The 18451-nt window shown below is 41.9% G+C and carries 10 protein-coding genes; 7 read left to right on the forward strand and 3 right to left on the reverse strand.

Going from position 1 to position 18451, the window contains the following annotated elements; translation table 11 throughout:
* Positions 1 to 433: 433 nt before the first annotated feature.
* The 7 genes from CDH51_RS09985 to CDH51_RS10015 all read left to right on the forward strand — a co-directional run bounded on the left by CDH51_RS09985 (position 434) and on the right by CDH51_RS10015 (position 8842).
* The gene (locus CDH51_RS09985) at positions 434 to 1585 is read left to right on the forward strand and encodes a 6-bladed beta-propeller (RefSeq protein ID WP_100628454.1); all 1152 of its coding nucleotides are present in this window, start codon (positions 434 to 436) and stop codon (positions 1583 to 1585) included.
* Positions 1575 to 1706, forward strand: a complete 132-nt coding sequence (locus CDH51_RS09990) for a hypothetical protein (protein ID WP_317045935.1) — start codon at positions 1575 to 1577, stop codon at positions 1704 to 1706. Before CDH51_RS09985 ends, CDH51_RS09990 begins: the two co-directional genes overlap by 11 nt.
* Before the next feature lie 430 nt (positions 1707 to 2136).
* On the forward strand, positions 2137 to 3201 hold the full coding sequence (locus CDH51_RS09995) for a BF3164 family lipoprotein (RefSeq protein WP_100628455.1): 1065 nt from the start codon (positions 2137 to 2139) through the stop codon (positions 3199 to 3201).
* 298 nt (positions 3202 to 3499) lie between these two features.
* Positions 3500 to 4618, forward strand: coding sequence for a 6-bladed beta-propeller (locus tag CDH51_RS10000; RefSeq protein ID WP_100628456.1), 1119 nt, complete (start codon positions 3500 to 3502; stop codon positions 4616 to 4618).
* Complete coding sequence (locus CDH51_RS10005; protein WP_100628457.1) at positions 4611 to 5135, forward strand: thioredoxin domain-containing protein; 525 nt, start codon at positions 4611 to 4613, stop codon at positions 5133 to 5135. The genes CDH51_RS10000 and CDH51_RS10005 overlap by 8 nt, the downstream gene beginning before the upstream one ends.
* A 677-nt stretch (positions 5136 to 5812) precedes the next feature.
* Positions 5813 to 6871, forward strand: a complete 1059-nt coding sequence (locus CDH51_RS10010) for a 6-bladed beta-propeller (protein ID WP_232724790.1) — start codon at positions 5813 to 5815, stop codon at positions 6869 to 6871.
* 189 nt (positions 6872 to 7060) lie between these two features.
* Complete coding sequence (locus tag CDH51_RS10015; RefSeq protein WP_100628459.1) at positions 7061 to 8842, forward strand: glycoside hydrolase family 15 protein; 1782 nt, start codon at positions 7061 to 7063, stop codon at positions 8840 to 8842.
* Positions 8843 to 9158: 316 nt separating this feature from the next.
* Here CDH51_RS10015 and CDH51_RS10020 read toward each other — a convergent pair whose 3' ends face one another.
* The 3 genes from CDH51_RS10020 to CDH51_RS10030 form a co-directional block, all read right to left on the reverse strand.
* Complete coding sequence (locus tag CDH51_RS10020) at positions 9159 to 11561, reverse strand: OmpA family protein (RefSeq protein WP_232724791.1); 2403 nt, start codon at positions 11559 to 11561, stop codon at positions 9159 to 9161.
* Positions 11562 to 11563: 2 nt separating this feature from the next.
* Positions 11564 to 12538 carry a PorP/SprF family type IX secretion system membrane protein gene (locus tag CDH51_RS10025; protein WP_026947845.1) on the reverse strand — a complete coding sequence of 325 codons (975 nt, stop codon included), beginning with the start codon at positions 12536 to 12538 and terminating at the stop codon, positions 11564 to 11566.
* A 132-nt stretch (positions 12539 to 12670) separates the two neighbouring features.
* Entirely contained in the window at positions 12671 to 18421 is a 5751-nt protein-coding gene (locus tag CDH51_RS10030; protein ID WP_449353828.1) for a DUF7507 domain-containing protein, read from the reverse strand.
* Between the last annotated feature and the right edge of the window lie 30 nt (positions 18422 to 18451).

An 18451-nucleotide genomic window follows, 5' to 3' on the forward strand; every position in this document is an offset into this window, starting at 1 on the left:
CGCCGCTGATGGGAAAAATGAATGTTTTCTGAAGTTTAAGTTTGCAATTGAAAACTAAACTCAATATGTTAGTTTCAGCTTCGATAATCGAAGCCACTTTTGGCCAAAGGTTTTTAAACTAACAAAACCAATGAAAATATGAAAAAGGTATTGTTTGGAATAGCCTTTATTGGAGCTATGGCGTTTTCGGGTTCTATTCTCTTCGCACAAGGAATGGAAGAACCTGGAGGAAGTGACTACAAATGAAAACAAAGGGTATGTCCATCGACTCAAGAGACCTATGAAGTTTGCTGGATTAGCGGAGATGGAAATGCTTGTGATGAATGGGGACAAATGACAAGGGATTGTCAATTTTAAGAAAATTTGAATAATTTATGCTAGCCCTTTTGGGCTAGCTTTATTTAATTAAAAATATTTGTTTTTATCAATTGGCATGTATAAAGTAAATTTAAGTCTTATTGTATTTTATTTTTTGATAAGCTCATGTCAGGTAAGTGAAAATACATCAAAGCCTAGTTCACTAATAATTGATCTCTCATTAGAGAAAAAGGGTCTGAAACTTTCTGATTTAGTCAGTTCGGAGATTGAAGTAATTCCTCTGCCAAACCAAGAGGAATCTGGAGAGGTTTTTTACATTAATTCTATAGATAAACTTGCTTTTACTGACAATTACATATTTGTATTAGACTATATTTTTGCGGGTAAGCTTTTTCAATTCACTCGAGATGGTGAGTATGTGGGTTCTATTGGCAGCCGGGGAGAAGCTCCTGGTCAATACCTACAAATCATGGATTTTGAAATTAAAAATGATACAATTACTGTACTTGATTTTCGTAAATTACTATCTTACAATATTTCAGGCGAGTATATCGGGACAAGTCGTTTGGAAGATTTGGCTCCCTCAGGCTTTTCATCTTTCGAAAAGGGATTCGCTTTATTGGGTTCGGAATTTGGAGTAGATCATCTAAATTTAGCAAGTAAAGATCTTAATGTTAAGAAGACGTTTTTTCCTTATGGGACTCGAGTAATGAATCCATTGATTATTAATCCATTGTTTAAAAATAGGAGTGGAGATCTAATTTTTCGTAGGCATCTAAATGACACCTTATTTGAGATCAAAGGTATTGAAAAGCCTGAACCTTATTTGATCATTGATTACGGGGGGCTGAAACTGGATCCAAAAATAATTTTGGAGAACGAAAATTCAGAAAGATATTACACCGAGGTTAGGACTAACTACGCCATAACTCATTATTATTATGAATCAGACAACTACCAATATCTTGCTTTTTTTTATGATAATGAAAAATGGATTTATATCTATTCAAACCTTACTGGAAAGTCCATTTTATTTAAAAATTCCGAATTATTAAATGATATAACTCAAGATCCGAATAGTTACTTGGTTGGAGTGTATGAAAATAGATTTGTATTTGGAGCAAAACCCGATCGAGTCTTAGCTTCTCTTAAAAGTCAAGAAGACCTGATCAATAATGATGCGTATTTGACAAGTCTTCAACAAATTGTGGAACCTTTGGATAAAGAGGGGAATCCTATCTTATTTTCTGTAGAATTTGAGTTTTGATGCGGTTCCATATATCTCAGCGACCTTTATCCGGGAGGCGATTCAGCAGGAGCGATCGGTGCGCTATCTCTTGCCTGATGCAGTGGTGGACTATATCCGAGACAAAAAGCTCTACTTCTAGCTGATTATTAACCGTCTGCAAAAAAAACGCCACTGATGGAATAAAACTTACTTTTTAACTTGGCTGTTTTACATTTAAATTTTATCTCAATATATTAGTTTAAGCTTTGATAATCGAAGCCACTTTTGGCCAAAAGTTTTTAAACTAACAAAACCAATAAAAACATGAAAAAGGTATAGTTTGGATTAGCCTTTTTGGGGGCTATGGCGTTTTCGGGTTCTTTCCTGTTCGCTCAAACAATGGCAGGTCCTGGAGACGGAGGAGGTAGTCTTGGTGAAAAATTGGTCTGTTGTAAGGAGACCGATGTATTCTGTACAGATATTCATGGCAACGCTCGTGCGGATTCCATTAAAAAATCTGGAAGATTTTGTCCCTAACCTAAATATAACTGCTGCCTGCTAAATCAGTTAGCAGTTACATTTTCTAAACTATGAAGAGACTAAATTATTTACTTTATTTCGCAATCTTTTATATCATATTTGGTTGTACTGAAACCACTCGGGAAGGGTTGCAACGAATTGAATTCAGCCTTGATGATTTTGAGGTTAAAAAACAATTAACCGGTGAAAAATTTGTATATGATTCAATTCTTAATCCTAGAAGGATTTTATTAAAAAGGACAAATTTGATCGTATCCAATTCTGGAAGTAGATTTCTCCTACATGTAATCGATCCAAGCTCAATGAAGTATCAAACTGGAAAAGGATTGATAGGAAATGGTCCCGGAGAAATCACTGTGGGAATATGGGAGCTTGATGGTGGTCTGGACGATGATTCATTTTGGGCTTATGACCTATCAGGCAAAAGATTTTATGAGTTTAATCTTCTATCAGATTCCAAATTAGCCAGTAGGACAATCAAACAAAATGAAGCTTGGTTTTTTGGTCATTCTATGCACTGGAAATCAAGAAATGAGATAATTTCATATTTGATCCGAAGTTCTGATGAATTTGGTGTATTTGACACACTTGGAAATAGAACAGAGTTGATCCGCCCTTGGTCATTCGAGGAGGAAGTGGATGAGCAAATGGGATATGTATTAGCGGGATTATATCAAGGGCCCATAGATTACCATTCCAAATCAAAGATCCTTGGCCATGCTGCTATCAAATTTGAGTATTTCGAATTGATCAATTTGGAGGATAAAAATATTCTAGAGTTTTACGGTCCAAACAAAAGTCAGTTAAATTATGAGCTTGAGACGCAGGATGGAGAGGTTAATGCCTTTATTACAGAAGAAACAATTAAAGGGTATTCGGATATTTTTATAGGAGAGGAATCTGTTTTTTTAGCCTATATCGGAAAAACAAATCATGAAGAGCGTGAATTGGGAGAGACAACCAATATGATTTTTGAATTTGATTTGAATGGAAACCCAAAATCCCTTTTCGAAACGGACATTGCTGTCCGCTATTTGACAGTATCCGAAACAGATAGAATTATTTATGGCATTTCTAATGATGAAAATCCCGGAATTGTAATATTTGAATATTAAACCCGAATTCCATGAAATTGGAAAGAAAGGTGAAGTTGCTTTTGATACTAGGATATATTGAAGATTCCCAGACCTAGTTTTGCTAAATATTAACCGAATATTTAAAAAAAGACCTTTCCTGTAAAAACCCAATCTGTTTAAAGGCTTAGGTTTGATTTAAAACCCTAGACCATTAGATTATTTTCAGCTTCGAAGTCGGAGCCGTTTTTGATCAAGAATTTTTTAGCAAACATTAGTTCATTAATATGATATCTGTTTCCGATAAATTTAAACATCAACCTATGATTTTGACTAGGCTATGAAAATCAAAAGCATCTGCATTTTTTTATTATCGGCATTTTGTCTCTCATGCAATTATTCGACACAGGCTGATCTTCCTATTTTCGAATTGGAGGAGCTCGAATCTATTGGCAAAGAAAAATTAGAGATAGGAAAAATCATTCCGCTAGAAACTACCTCCGAAAACCTGATGGGTACAGATATCCGGGTTCGATTTGATGCTTCGTCTTTTTATTTAATGGATGAAAACTCCAAAAATGTGATCCACCATTTTGATCGAAAAGGAGCTTATTTAGGTTCGGTAGCCCAGGTGGGAGATGGTCCAAATTATTTAAGTGATTTAGATGATTTTTTAATCAATTCAGAAGGGAAAATTGAGGTGTTATCAGCCATAGGCGATCAAGCAAGAGTCTACGAAGTTTCAGCTTCAGGAGAAATCATCCCAGTATTTAAAACTGATTATTTAGCAAGTTCTTTTACCAAGTTGCCATCCGGTGAATATCTGCTCTATGGGAGTTATAATCTACCTTTCACCCAGTTTCGCTTGGTAAAAGCTAATTCAGAGGGAAAAGTGATCTCCTCTTTTTTGGACAACACTTACAAAAACAAACTTTTGCCAATGACAGAGCGCAATTTCTTCAAAAACGGAAATGACCTTCATATCATTGAGTCTTTTCAACCCTATGTTTACAACTTTCACAATGACACCTTAGAAAGGGTGATTCAAATGGATTTCGGCACTTATTCGATTCCCGATTATTTCTGGCAAGAGGACATTATGGAGAGCTTCGGAAAGATGAGCGAAACTGGATTTGCCAATTTACACGGGGTATTTGAGGATGCGGAATTGATGCTGATTAGCATTCATCTCCAGAAGCCTGAAGGCGTATTCAAAGAATTGGTTTTCATCGATAAATCCAGCGATCAAGTACGTAAATTATCCACCAGCCTGAATGATGATATACTATACCATTATCCTATTGGAATTGAGAATGGGGAAGTGATGTTTTTGACCTATAGATCAGTGATACTAACTGGCCTTCCTAAGGATCAGTTGGACTCAATCCAATCTGAAATTCCTGAGAAAGACTTTGATTATCCGGTTATCCTAAAGACAAAAATTCAATTTGATGAATAAGTTATTTGCCTACTTTTTTTTAATCTGTTTAGTCTTTGCTTGTCATAACAAGCCGGAGCAAATGATTTTTCCTGAAAATCTGGAAATCATCCATCAGGGTAATCCACCTTGTCCAGACTGCAATGAGAAAGCTGTTTTTTATGTAAATATGGCTAAGGGTTCCACCTATTTATTTACTGATAATATTGTGAACTGGAAGGACTTTGCATCATCCTATCCAGATCTTTCCGTAAGTGTTTATTTGGGAGGAGAAGGGAAAGATGGGAAAAACAGTCCTCAGCAGCTACGCTCTTTTTTCGAAAGGCAGGATTTTCCCTATCCAGTGTATTTAGATCCCGAAGATGAATTTTTTGAAACCAATCAGCTAGACAAAATCGATGTGACATATAAAACTGTACTCCATTTTTTGATTGAGGGTAATCGCATAGTGGATCTTTACAATTTTGGCATGCCCAATGATCGAGTTGGTCAATTGGAAGAGCATTTTGGAATGAAGCCTGAAGGAAGCGAGGAGTAGATATTTTTTTGCCGACCTTCTCTATTCAGGTTCCTTGGCTACCTTTATATGGGAGGCGATTCTGCAGGAGCGATCGGTGCGCTATATCTTGCCTGATGCAGTGGTGGACTATATCCGAGACAAAAAACTCTACTTCTAGCAGATTATTTACCGTCTGCAAAAAAAAACGCCACTGATGGAAAAATTGGTCATTTTTCCGTTCTCAGATTTGCGATTAGAAACTGAACTCAATAAGTTAGTTTCAGCTTCGATAATCGAAGCGCCTTTTGGCACAAAGTTTTGCCAAAAGGCCGCCGTTCGTGTCTCACGAACGGCACCAAGAATACGAAAAAGGTATTGTTTGGATTAGGCTTTTTAGGGGCTATGGCGTTTTCGGGTTCTATTCTCTTTGCACAAGGAATGGAAGATCCTGGACAGGGAGGTGGCTTTGAATGTAAAATTGAACTTCTGAAATGTAATTGGTACAGTTCTGAAACTAGACAAATTTGTCACCAAAATGGAGATGGTTTAAGCTGTATTTGTGGTCAATCGACAAATTGTCCCTAATCCCTCCCCGTTGGTTTCTTACTAGCGGGGTCTTTACCCTTAAATAGAACTTAATGTCGAAAAAATTACTTTTTCTTTATTTAATTCTTTTCATCTCTTTTTGTTCGTGCGATAACCCCGAAAAAGGTGAAATGGATATAATTATTCCCCCTGAGAGCCTAGGAAAAACTGGCTTAAGTTCACTTGTGGATAATATTCAAATATCGCCATTAAGAGGGGATCCAAATTTGCTCCCGCTTGAAGCAGATAGAGTAGATTTTTCAAAACAATTAATGGTTATAGGCGACTTTACATTTTCTCAAAATGTATACGCTTTTGAAAACACATCAGGGAAGGCAATAAATATACCCCTAAAGAAAGGTGATGGTCCAAATGAAATTCATGCAATCAATGACTTTTGGTTGGATTCAACTATTTTATATGTGCTTGATGGAGTTAAAAGAAATATTGTGCCTTTTGATTATTCCGCAGGAAGTTTTAAACAACTCGAAAAAATCAAATTAGAACTCCCGTTGAGAAGGTTTGCCAAAACAAAATCTGGATTCGTAGGACTTACCGGTGGAGGGCAGGATAGCGCCTTAGTATTTCTGGACCAATTTGGAAATCTAATCTCCTCACATCTACCAAATTCAATCGAATTCTTACTAGTTCCAACAAATCCCTTTCATAAAATGATGAAAGGAAATGAAACACTTGTATTATTTCATTCATCGTTTAACCCAGAGATAATTAGAGTTGACAATGGAAAACCAGAATTATATTCTACTATTAGTTATGAAGGTAAAAAAGTCAAAAAACCTCAAAACATCAATTTTAAAAAGAACCAGGAGGGTTTTAATCAATTTCGAGAAACTTTAATAAATCAACCCTCACTTTTCAACTTAATGGGATTCGCACCCGAGCAGTTTATTCTTTTATTTTTTATTCAAGATTCAGCCAGGCTTGTATTATCTAATTCAGTAAAAGGAAACACATTCCGAATAGAAAATATGATAAACGACCTCAGCTTTGATCAACAACCTTTTCCAAAAATAATAGGAACAAATGGGCCAAGATTCCTAGCATTAATTGCATCAGATCAAATAAACAAGGAAGACTTAAATTTTCCAGGGTCAGAACTAGAGAAAGCTCTTAAAGCGTACCCCGATACTCCAGTATTCTTACTTGAATTTGAATTAAAAACATTCTAGAGATACAAAGATACTTTTTGTCTTATCGTCAGGTCTTTTTTAGACAGTATCTTGAAACTAAAAAAGTTTAAAAATTATCGCTAGAAAATTTAGATTAGGAAGAGGAATTTTGCTTCCTTTCCCCTTTTTTGCTTATTTGCCTTTGACCCAATAGCCACACTTTTTTCTCAAACCAAAGTAAAAATCCCAATGGACAAACACCTCTACGAATCCGGCTTGATCGGCAACTGTGCCTATATCGCCCATATCGAAAAGGACACCAATATCTCCTGGCTTTGCATGCCGCGTTTTGACTCAGATTTTATTTTCGGAGGAATGCTCGACCGGGAAAAAGGCGGGAAATTCACCATCCTTCCAGCCTCAGGAGAATACAGCTCCGCGCAGATTTATGTAGAAAATACCAACGTACTGGAGACCATCATCCGAAATGGAGACGAGTCTTATAAAGTCACTGATTTTGCTCCGCGCTTCAAAAACTACGATCGCTACTACAAGCCCTTGATGCTGATTCGAAAGATCGAACCGATTGCTGGTTCGCCGAAGATTCAGATTTGCTGTCAGCCTGTCACAGATCAGGGTCGGGTACAGCTCACTCCCAGTCAGGGAAGCAATCATATCCGCTACATGGGAATCGATCAGGAGTTACGGCTCACCACCAATGCCCCACTGACTTATATCTGTGAAAGCAAACCTTTTGTACTTCAGCGTCCTGTCTACTTGGTTCTTACCTACGGTAGGCCGCTGGAAGCTCCCATTGAGACTACTTCAGAGCGATTTCTTCAGTCGACGACCGACTACTGGAGATCCTGGGTGAAGTCCACCAGTATCCCTAATTTCTCTCAGCGATTGGTCTTGCGATCTGCTTTGATTCTGAAAATCCACCAGTTTGAAGATACCGGTGCTATCATCGCAGCCTCGACTACTTCCCTGCCGGAGTCTCCGGGTAGCACCCGAAACTGGGATTACCGCTACTGCTGGATTCGTGATACCTACTATACCCTCACCTGCTTCAATAGCTTGGGGCACTTCGAGGAGCTAGAAAAATATTTTGACTTTATCTTCAATCTACCAACCGGACCCGACGGGCGCCATCAGCCTCTCTATTCGATCACAGGAGATTGGCTCCTGACGGAGGAAATTTCCGAACTGGATGGGTACTTGGGGAATAAACCAGTTCGATTTGGCAATCAGGCCTACACCCACATCCAAAATGACTTGTATGGTCAGGTATTGGTGTCGCTCTTGCCCCTTTACTCCGATCAGCGATTTACGGAGTCTGAGCGAATCCATTCAGAGCCATTGATCATGAACCTGCTGGATAAAATCGAAGCGACCATGCATGAAAAAGACGCGGGATTGTGGGAGTTTCGAAATCTGGCGCAGGAGCATTGCTACACCTTCCTCTTTCACTGGGCTGGCGCCAATGCTGCGGCTAAAATCGGCATTCGCTTGAAAAATGAGACCATGTATCAAAAGGCTATCTACCTGCGTGATGAAGCCATCAAAAAAATAGAAGCCTGCTACCTCCCCGAGCGCAAAGCTTATGCACAGGCCATTGGCTCTAAGCATATGGATGCATCTACCCTTCAATTGATCACCATGGGCTATTTTGGGGATGATATCGAGCGGGCAAATGAACATCTGAAAGCGCTTGAAGAAGACTTATTGGCTAAAGACTTCCTATTTTATCGCTACAAGCACATGGACGATTTTGGGGTGCCGGAGACGACATTTTTGATTTGCGCTTTTTGGTATATCGAAGCTTTGGCCTGTGTCAATAGATTGGACGAGGCCATCGAGGGCTTTGAGACCCTCGTGAAATATTGTAATCACTTGAGTCTATTCTCTGAGGATGTAGATCAAGCTACAGGCAGCCAATGGGGCAATTTCCCACAGGCTTATTCTCACGTGGGATTGATGAATGCAGCTTTTCGAATCGGCAAGAAATTAGATAGACCGAATTTTCTTTAACCCGGATTATGCATTAGAATCTGTAGTAGCCTGTCCCGTCCCGATTGATCGGGATACGGGAAGAGCTCAAACCGCAATAAAATCAAGCATTTAGCGAATGAGGCATAGCACCGCTACGGTGATTGAGCTAAATGCAGCAAAGCGATTGATTTTGAAGCGGTTTGAGCTCGTAATAAGAAATCTAATGCATATTTCGGGTTAACCCTTATCGAGGAAAGATCCATCGAGTAAGCTCCTATCTAAATTCTAAGATCGCTGAAGGCATAAAAAAAGGCGAGTCTCAAAAAGACTCGCCCTTATTCACATCAATCTAAAATTACATGGTATCTACTTTCTTTCTTCTTCCTGTGTAGGAGAATCCGGATTTTCCTACCCGAAGTTCTGTACGTCTGTTGAGCTGATGCATAGCAGGAGTACAAGTCACTTCGTTACAGTTGTGGATCGGCTGGGTTTCACCATACCACTGATGCTCCATACGATTCTCTTCAATGCCTCGCTTCATCAGATAGTCCATCACTACTTTGGCGCGACGCTCTGACAATCCCACATTGTAATCATCAGAACCTCTCTGGTCAGTATGTCCTTCGATGTAAAGCATCAAGTTTGGCATCCGCTGTAGCATGATGGCTGTTCGCTCGAGCTCCTTCTTGTGTACCGAACGAAGCATGGACTTATCAAAGTCAAAGTAGATAGTCGGGATCTCATTGATCTCGTCCTGAAGCATGGTGAAGATGTCCTCTGGATTACAGAAGTCCAATCCGGTAAGCTCTGTAGGCACATCATATTGCTTGGTAGCATCCGGGAAGGCTTCCAATACCAACTCGGAACGTCTATTCAACTGATGATCTGCTTCAGAACACGGAACTCCATTGCCACAGTCATTGACAAGGTTTTGCTCACCAAACCACTCCAATCGAATCCGATCAGGAGAGATGTTGTATTGAGCCATATATTCTGTCACCGCTTTCGCACGATTGTTGGAAAGCGTGATATTGTACTCATCTGATGCTCTAGAGTCTGTGTGAGAAGCCACCAATAGATCTAGGAAGCTATATTTTTTCATGATCTCCGCAATCTTATCCAAGGCAGGCTTGGCATCCTCGCGGATCGCATACTTATCCAAATCATAATAAACGATGTCCACAAATACCGGCAACTGATATGGGATCGGAGACAACTTGTACTCTCGCTTCACAGTATCACCTTCAAATCCCTTGGTGGAAATGGTATTATCCGTAACCGAGAAATATCCCGGCTTACTGATCGTCAATGAGAAGTCGCTTTCCGGCTCAAGTTCTGCAGTCAAAGCTCCTTGATTCATTTGGGTAATGACATTTCCATTCTGTGTGTTATCACGCATGGTAGCCATATAGCTATCCGTTACCACTAAGCCATCACAGTCGATTACTCTAGCCAGGAATTGCTTGAAAGCATCCTCCATTACATATAGATCATCAAGCCCTTCCCCTCCTTTACGGTTGGAAGAAAGGTAGATTTCACCATTTTCAAGTTCTCGGTAGCCAAAATCATCTGCGACAGAATTAATTGGCATGCCCATATTTTTCACATTAGAGGCAGTTCCATTGCTGAAATCAGCCACATAGACATCCATCCCCCCTACTCGTGGATGACCTGTCGATGAGAAATAAAACTTATCGTCTTTTCTAAAAGGGTGAGTTTCGTTTCCTTTAGTATTGAGTGGTGCTCCAAGATTTACTGGTGCAGTAAAATTCATTTCTGCATCGTATTCAGAATAGTAAATATCATAACCACCTATTCCATCCGGCATATCAGAAGCGAAATAGAGTCTTTTTGCCTGCTCATCTACAAATGGATGCATGACAGAATAATTCAGAGAATCATTGAATGGAAAGGCCATGAATCCTTCCAATTGACCGTCCTCATTTACCTTGCTGTAATAAATCTCTGATTGTACGGCGATTTGTCTGTCACCTTTTGCCTTCTTTATATCCCGAGTCACGGAATAAAACAGCACCCCGGCCTCTTTTGCATAAGATGGATCTGCAAAGTTCTTCGTACCGGGCACATTGGAAACTATTTTAGACACATTCCCTTCTGTGTCTTGCTTGTAAAGTGAGAAATATTGACGCCCCGTGTAATCACTTTTTTCTTCACTGAAAAACTCATTCTTGTAGTCAATTCTGATACCGGGCATTTTCTTAGTAGGCATTTCTCCGCCCCGGTCAGAGACAAAATACTTATTCCCTGCAGCATCCTGAGCAACAACAAAATCAGAACCTTCAGAATTTAGACCTTCTGCCGGCTGGATATTTACCTTTCTCTGGGTCTCTGGAGAAATGAATGTCTCTAAATAACTCATCAAAGAATCAGGAGAAACATTTCTTCCTCTCAAATCGCTCTTTCCTGCTTCTAGTTTTCCTGCCTTTTGTGCTGCTGACAACAAGCTTATAAAATCCTCCCGAGTGGCCTCATCCTCGTATGAGATGGTGTTTTTCCACCATTCCAAGGATTTGTCATAGTTTCTTACAACATCATAGGCCCTAGCGGTACTTTTGGCTGTCTCATAGTTTGGCTTCTTCGCGTAAGCCTGCTCATAAATATCGATCGCGCGCTGGTAGTTCATCAGCTCCATCTGTGCATCAGCGAATCTCACCTTGCTCTTTTGAGCTGTAACAGATTGACTGAGTCCTAAAAATAAACTAGCTGAGATACTTAATATGGTCAATGTCTTTTTCATAATCAGAACCATCTTTGATTTTTCATTACTGCTCTTCTTGGAATCATGTAGAATCCTACAGAAAGTTCATGAGAATTACTTCTGAAATCCTGCAGTACGTTGAGGTTATGATCATAAGCATAACCGAGTCTTATTCTATCTGTAGCGAAAATTTCCACAATCGCTGCAAAGGCATTTCTATTGGAAAGATTTTCTGGAAGGTTGTCATTCCAAATCTTCATATTGGATCTATAAGAACCTCCTAGCCAAATTCGCTCTCCAAACAAGAACATCGCATTGATGTCATAATTGGTTGGAGCTCCTTTCACCTCCTTGATTAAGAAACTTGGCTTGAACTTCACCGTGCTTCCTAAGTCAAACAGGGCACCTGCTGTCAAATAATAGTGAAAGTCATGGTAGGCAAGAGCTACATCCTCTCTTTCAAGGGCTCTTTTACCAATCATATTGTATACACTGAAACCAGCATAGAATTTTGAGGTGTGGAAGAATAGTCCAGAATTCAAGTTGGGAGTGAATAGATTAATTCTCCCATCAGGAATTTCTGAATCAGGAAAATCATTAGGATCCAGCATACTACCATCAATAGCGTATTCAGTCACCCCGGCACTTACTCCCAGCCCTAGGTAGCTATCCCGTCCCGTTTGGATACGATAAGCGTAGGTCAGCAAACCTCCGTTGGTCCGCGCTGGCCCAATGTTATCTGACAAAATGGAGAAACCAAACCCCATGGTGCCTTCATTGGCGCTTAGGTCAGCGGTGACCGTAAAGGTTTCAGGTGATCCAGGGAAGCGGATCCACTGCGACCTAAAGGTGGATTGAATGTAGGGCTCTCCCTTGTAGCCAGCATATCCCGGATTGACATGCAATCCATTGAAAATGTACTGACTAAATTGGGGAAGCTGCTGCCCAAAAGTCCCCCCCGTAGCCATTAAGGCCAGTAGGAAGGTTATACCGATGATTTTAAAAGTAGTTTTCATCTGATTGTTATTTGAATTTTGGAGGTCAGACCTGCCTTCCGAAGACAGGGATAATCTCGCATGGCTGCCTCGAATAACTCGAGGAATTCTAAGAATATTTTCAGCCATGCTCGATTTCATAACGCTTCTTGATTAATCTTCTTTAATTACTTGGATCCAGCCTGTAAACTCATGCTCTCTTCCAGATCGGTCTACCGTTCTCAAGACGAAGAAGTATGTTCCTGAAACTTGTCCTGGTGCATTCCAGTCGTTTCTGTAATTCTCCTGCTCAAGGACATGGTCCCCGTATCTGTTAAAGATAGTAATCTCATTGCTTACAAACTTACCTAGTCCCTTGATCTCGAAAGAATCATTGTCTCCGTCGTTGTTCGGCGTAATAACATTCGGTATTCTGAATGGTAATACTTGATTCACATCGTCGTCTTGGTTGTTGGTAGTATCGACATCTTCTTCTTCAGCTCCCACTGTTGCGATGTTTGTGATCGTTCCGGCATCACCTGCCTGTACCCTCACTCTGAAGACAATTACTCCGTCTGCTGGTAAGAATGGCACATTCCAAGTAATTCTACTTCCCGTCACCGCTGGCGTACCTACCTGAATCTGCTCGTCATTGGTAAATACTACGCTCGAGCTTAGGTAAGTGACACTTGCTGGTAGCTCATCCACGATTTCAACATTGGTGGCTGGAGTGCCTCCGATATTTCTCACCGTGATCTCGTACTCAAACTCATCGCCTTCGTAGATTTCTACTTCGAAGCTGGTCTTCTCTACTGAGAGATCAACCTGATCGTTCAGTAATCTGAAGAATACCAAGGCATCGTCATTGTTATCAGGGAAGGCTGTCTCTCTGAGTACATATCTCAGTGTATAAGCTCTTGCCTCATTTACATTCGGTATCAAGCTCAATTCACCGTTATCGTCGATCAATAGACCTATAACGCCATCCAATTCAGTGAATTCGAAGTCCACATCAGCTGGGTCTGGACGCTCGCCTTCTAGGAGGTCATTGTCAAGGATATTTCCAAGTAGACCGCCATAGCTGACGAAGTAGTCTCCGAAGTCATCATCATTAGCGATGATCTCAACCTCAGCCTGCACACATACCCAACCAAAGTCCATATCTAGATGTACTCGAGAATCGGAGGAGACTGTTCTAGAGACCGTATCATCAGTGGTCAATCCACATCGTTCTTCGAAGCGAATTGAATTGATATCTGTCATTCTTCCTCCTTCGTTTGGAAGATTCTTGACTAGTCCTGTTGCAGCCATTGCAGATGCACTAGCTAAGAGAACCGGATCAGCAGTAATTACAGCAGTATATTCACCATAAATCGCTCCTCCTTGATCATCAAACATATCATCTGCTGTAGCACCTGGTCTTTCTCTCCAGTATCCCAGAACACCCACAACTACATTTGCATCGTATCCGTTTGGCCCTGTGACGCGGATATTACCGCCATCTGTAGTACCTGCTAGACCAGCTTTGTTCAATTCGCCCTCATTCTCAGGTCCGTCGTATCGACCATCACCGTTCAAGTCAAACCACTCCCATTCTCGAATGGAGATAGCACCTGCAGCAGGATCGTTTAAGGTTACCTGACCATCATTATTGGCATCGAACCACTCGTTCTGGATACCATCCTGATTCAGATCATACCATACGAAGTCTCCTAGCACGACACCATCAAACGGTGCATAAGGGAAGTCTTCGACTACTGGTACACAGACCTCTACCTCTCTGAAGGCTAGCGAGCTCTTCTGGAAGTTGAATAGACCCTGTGCATTCAAGTTGGCATCCTGAACTTGTATCAAATAGTTACCAGTTGGAACATCTTTGAAGACGTAACGTCCCTCTGCATCCGTGATGACAATCAATGTCTCACCAGGAGTGTCACCTTGTGGAATCAAGGTAATCGGAACATTTGGTAATGGCTGATCTGTCAAGGCATTGTAAACAATACCAGTGACAAGTGTCCAGTCAATGCATCCTATATCTACCGTTTCTTCGGCTTCTTCAGTCACCTCATCCTCAGTCACAGGATCAGTGAAGGTCGCAGTAGCCACATTCAGGATTGACCCTTTATTTGCGAGATCAGCAATAGTCACTGTATAGCTCGTTTCGAAGCTAGTAGACTCACCAGGAAGAAGTACATCAATTACTTCATCTAGTCCAGTCAGTGGATCTGCCACCGCTATGTCGGTGAGAGTAGTATTTCCTGTATTGGTCACTACAATTGTGTAGTTAATTATCTCACCTTCATCCTGTACAGCTTCTACATCTGCCTCCTTGGTGATGGTGATTGAAGAGCTTCGATCGATTGGTGTTTCAATCTCAGTTTCATCTTCAGGATCATCTTCACCCTCAGGGCTATCTCCTGTAGTCAAGGCAGTATTCAGTACAAATCCTGCATCCACATCCGCCTGAGTCACCACATAATCAGTGTCAACAGACGTCGAAGCTCCTGGTGCCAGAGTTCCAACATTGACATCCAAGGCTGTTAATGGATCTTCTACCGTAACGTTGGTCAAGGTCACATTACCTGTGTTGGTCACTGTCAAAGTGTATGTGATAACATCTCCAGCTTCGCTCACTTGAGCTCCATTATCAGATTTAATCACCTGAATAGATGGATTGCGCTCTACAGGAGTTTCAATCTCCGTATCATCCTCAGGGTCTTCTCCATCAGGGCTCTCTCCTTCTGTCAAGGCTGTGTTCAGTACAAAACCTGCATCCACATCCGCCTGAGTCACCACGTAGTCAGTATCTACTGAAGTGGATGCTCCAGGAGCCAGAGTTCCTACATTGACATCTAAACCAGTCAATGGATCATCAACAGTTACATTGGTCAAGGTCACATTACCTGTGTTGGTTACTGTCAAGGTATATGTGATAACATCACCAGCTTCGCTCACTTGAGCTCCATTATCAGATTTAATCACCTGAATAGATGGGTTTCGAATAGCTTCAACAATTGCATCATCCTCATCGGATACCGGAGTCTGTCCGGAGAATGCAAACACGTTGGCTACGTTCACAATTGAACCGTTATCGATATCTGCCTGAGTTACCACATAGGTGGTTTCTCTTACAACTACCTGACCCGGTACCATCGATCCGACATTCTCGCTAAAGCCTGTCAACGGATCACTGATTGTCACACCTGCAAGAGTTGTGTTACCGGTGTTAGTCACAGTCAAGGTGTAAGTCACTTCCTGTCCTGCTGCGTCTACCGAGGTAGGATCAGCTGTCTTATCCATATTGATACTTGGTAGTTGAATCGCTTCAACCACTGCATCATCCTCATCGGATACCGGAGTCTGTCCGGAGAATGCAAACACNGTCAAGGTGTAAGTCACTTCCTGTCCTGCTGCGTCTACCGAGGTAGGATCAGCTGTCTTATCCATATTGATACTTGGTAGTTGAATCGCTTCAACCACTGCATCATCCTCATCGGATACCGGAGTCTGTCCGGAGAATGCAAACACATCAGCCACATTCACTATGGAACCGTTATCGATGTCTGCCTGAGTTACCACATAGGTGGTTTCTCTTACGACTACCTGACCCGGTACCATCGATCCGACATTCTCGCTAAAGCCTGTCAACGGATCACTGATTGTCACACCCGCAAGGGTAGTGTTACCAGTGTTGGTAACTGTCAAGGTGTAAGTCACTTCCTGTCCTGCTGCGTCTACCGAAGTAGGATCAGCTGTCTTATCCATGTTGATACTTGGTAGTTGAATCGCTTCAACCACTGCATCATCCTCATCAGATACCTGAGTTTGTCCGGAGAATGCAAACACGTTGGCTACGTTCACAATTGAACCGTTATCGATATCTGCCTGAGTTACCACATAGGTGGTTTCTCTTACAACTACCTGACCTGGTACCATCGATCCGACATTCTCGCTAAAGCCTGTCAACGGATCACTGATTGTCACACCTGCAAGAGTTATGTTACCAGTGTTGGTAACTGTCAAGGTGTAAGTCACTTCCTGTCCTGCTGCGTCTACCGAGGTAGGATCAGCTGTCTTATCCATATTGATACTTGGTAGTTGAATCGCTTCAACNCCCGGTACCATCGATCCGACATTCTCGCTAAAGCCTGTCAACGGATCACTGATTGTCACACCCGCAAGGGTAGTGTTACCAGTGTTGGTAACTGTCAAGGTGTAAGTCACTTCCTGACCTGCTGCGTCTACCGAAGTAGGATCAGCTGTTTTAATAATTGAAATATCAGGATTTTGACACAATTCTATAATTAGTCTGTCCTCATCAGACACCGTCTCATCGTCAGTGGTTACTTCTGCAGTGTTCTCGATAGATCCCGCATCCACATCATCCTGAGTTACCGTGTAAGTCGCCTCGTATGTCCAAGTCTCCTCAACATCCAACTCACCGTCTTGGTCAGTGTCTCCACCTACGAAGCTAATCGCTGAAAGTCCTTCCAACTCGTCATTCACTGCAACGCCACTCAAGGATACGTTTCCTGTGTTGGTCACCGTGAAGGTGTAAGTAATCACCGTCTCACCGGCAATCACCTCGAAGCAGTCCTGCTCTCCGGAAGTCTCCAGATCACTCGTCTTCTCGATGTTGATACCAGATTCCTGACACAATTCTATAATCAGTCTGTCCTCGTCAGACACCGTCTCATCGTCTGTGGTTACTTCTGCAGTGTTCTCGATAGATCCTGCGTCCACATCATCCTGAGTTACCGTGTAAGTCGCCTCGTATGTCCAAGTCTCCTCAACATCCAACTCACCGTCTTGGTCAGTGTCTCCACCTACGAAGCTGATCGCTGAAAGTCCTTCCAACTCGTCATTCACTGCAATGCCACTCAAGGATACATTTCCTGTGTTGGTCACCGTGAAGGTGTAAGTAATCACCGTCTCACCGGCAATCACCTCGAAGCAGTCCTGCTCTCCGGAAGTCTCCAGATCACTCGTCTTCTCGATGTTGATTGATTTGTCCTGAGTAAAGCAAGCCTCAGCCTGGTCTCTTACTACAAGAAGGACTTCATAATCTATTTGATCAATAATACCAGGGATTTCCTGTCCTTGGTCAGGTATTTCTTGTCCAAAGTACTCTCGCAACTCAGCAGAAGCTGTATTGATAAAGCAAACCCCATCAATCAATTCTTGCGTGATAGTCACAGCTACTGGGAATATTTCAGACTCACCCGGTGCCAATTCCGCAATCACTTCCATCAATCCAACTTGCATGTCTTCTACATAGACATCAAACAAAGTCACATTACCTGTATTGGTCACGGTGATATTATATGTCACCTGACCATTCAATACATCATCGTTTCCAGTGACTTCTTTAGTGATGGCGAGGTTAGGCCGCTTGCTAGTAACCGGAATCGTATTGGTGTCGGTCTCAGGACCTGTCTGATCAGAGTCAGCAGTCGCGATGTTCACGATGCTTGTGCCCAGATCGCTTTCCTGAACCGTGTAATCCAACGTTCCTGTNTCGCCAACAGACACATCGCCAGAAGCATCATTGTCTGCATAGTCGTTGCTCTTCGCAACCGTCAGAGCAGGCGACGCTACCGGAATCGTATTGGTGTCGGTCTCAGGACCTGTCTGATCAGAGTCAGCAGTCGCGATGTTCACGATGCTTGTGCCCAGATCGCTTTCCTGAACCGTGTAATCCAACGTTCCTGTCGCGGTCTCACCTGGAGCCAATGTCGTCGCAGACAAGGTCACTGCTCCTAATTTATCATCCACTACCGTCACGTTAGTCAAGATCGCTGATCCCGTGTTCTCTACCGTAAACGTGTAAGTAATCACGTCGCCAACAGACACATCGCCAGAAGCATCATTGTCTGCATAGTCGTTGCTCTTCGCAACCGTCAGAGCAGGCGACGCTACCGGAATCGTATTGGTGTCGGTCTCAGGACCTGTCTG

It is taken from the genome of Algoriphagus formosus (genome assembly GCF_002807035.1).
Taxonomy (GTDB): domain Bacteria; phylum Bacteroidota; class Bacteroidia; order Cytophagales; family Cyclobacteriaceae; genus Algoriphagus; species Algoriphagus formosus.

Excerpts from the sequence above, each read along its gene's own strand:
- CDH51_RS09985 (WP_100628454.1), top strand. The coding sequence starts at position 434 with ATGTATAAAGTAAATTTAAGTCTTATTGTATTTTATTTTTTGATAAGC.
- CDH51_RS09995 (WP_100628455.1), top strand. The coding sequence starts at position 2,137 with ATGAAGAGACTAAATTATTTACTTTATTTCGCAATCTTTTATATCATA.
- CDH51_RS10000 (WP_100628456.1), top strand. The coding sequence starts at position 3,500 with ATGAAAATCAAAAGCATCTGCATTTTTTTATTATCGGCATTTTGTCTC.
- CDH51_RS10005 (WP_100628457.1), top strand. The coding sequence starts at position 4,611 with ATGAATAAGTTATTTGCCTACTTTTTTTTAATCTGTTTAGTCTTTGCT.
- CDH51_RS10010 (WP_232724790.1), top strand. The coding sequence starts at position 5,813 with ATGGATATAATTATTCCCCCTGAGAGCCTAGGAAAAACTGGCTTAAGT.
- CDH51_RS10015 (WP_100628459.1), top strand. The coding sequence starts at position 7,061 with ATGGACAAACACCTCTACGAATCCGGCTTGATCGGCAACTGTGCCTAT.
- CDH51_RS10020 (WP_232724791.1), bottom strand. The coding sequence starts at position 11,561 with ATGAAAAAGACATTGACCATATTAAGTATCTCAGCTAGTTTATTTTTA.
- CDH51_RS10025 (WP_026947845.1), bottom strand. The coding sequence starts at position 12,538 with ATGAAAACTACTTTTAAAATCATCGGTATAACCTTCCTACTGGCCTTA.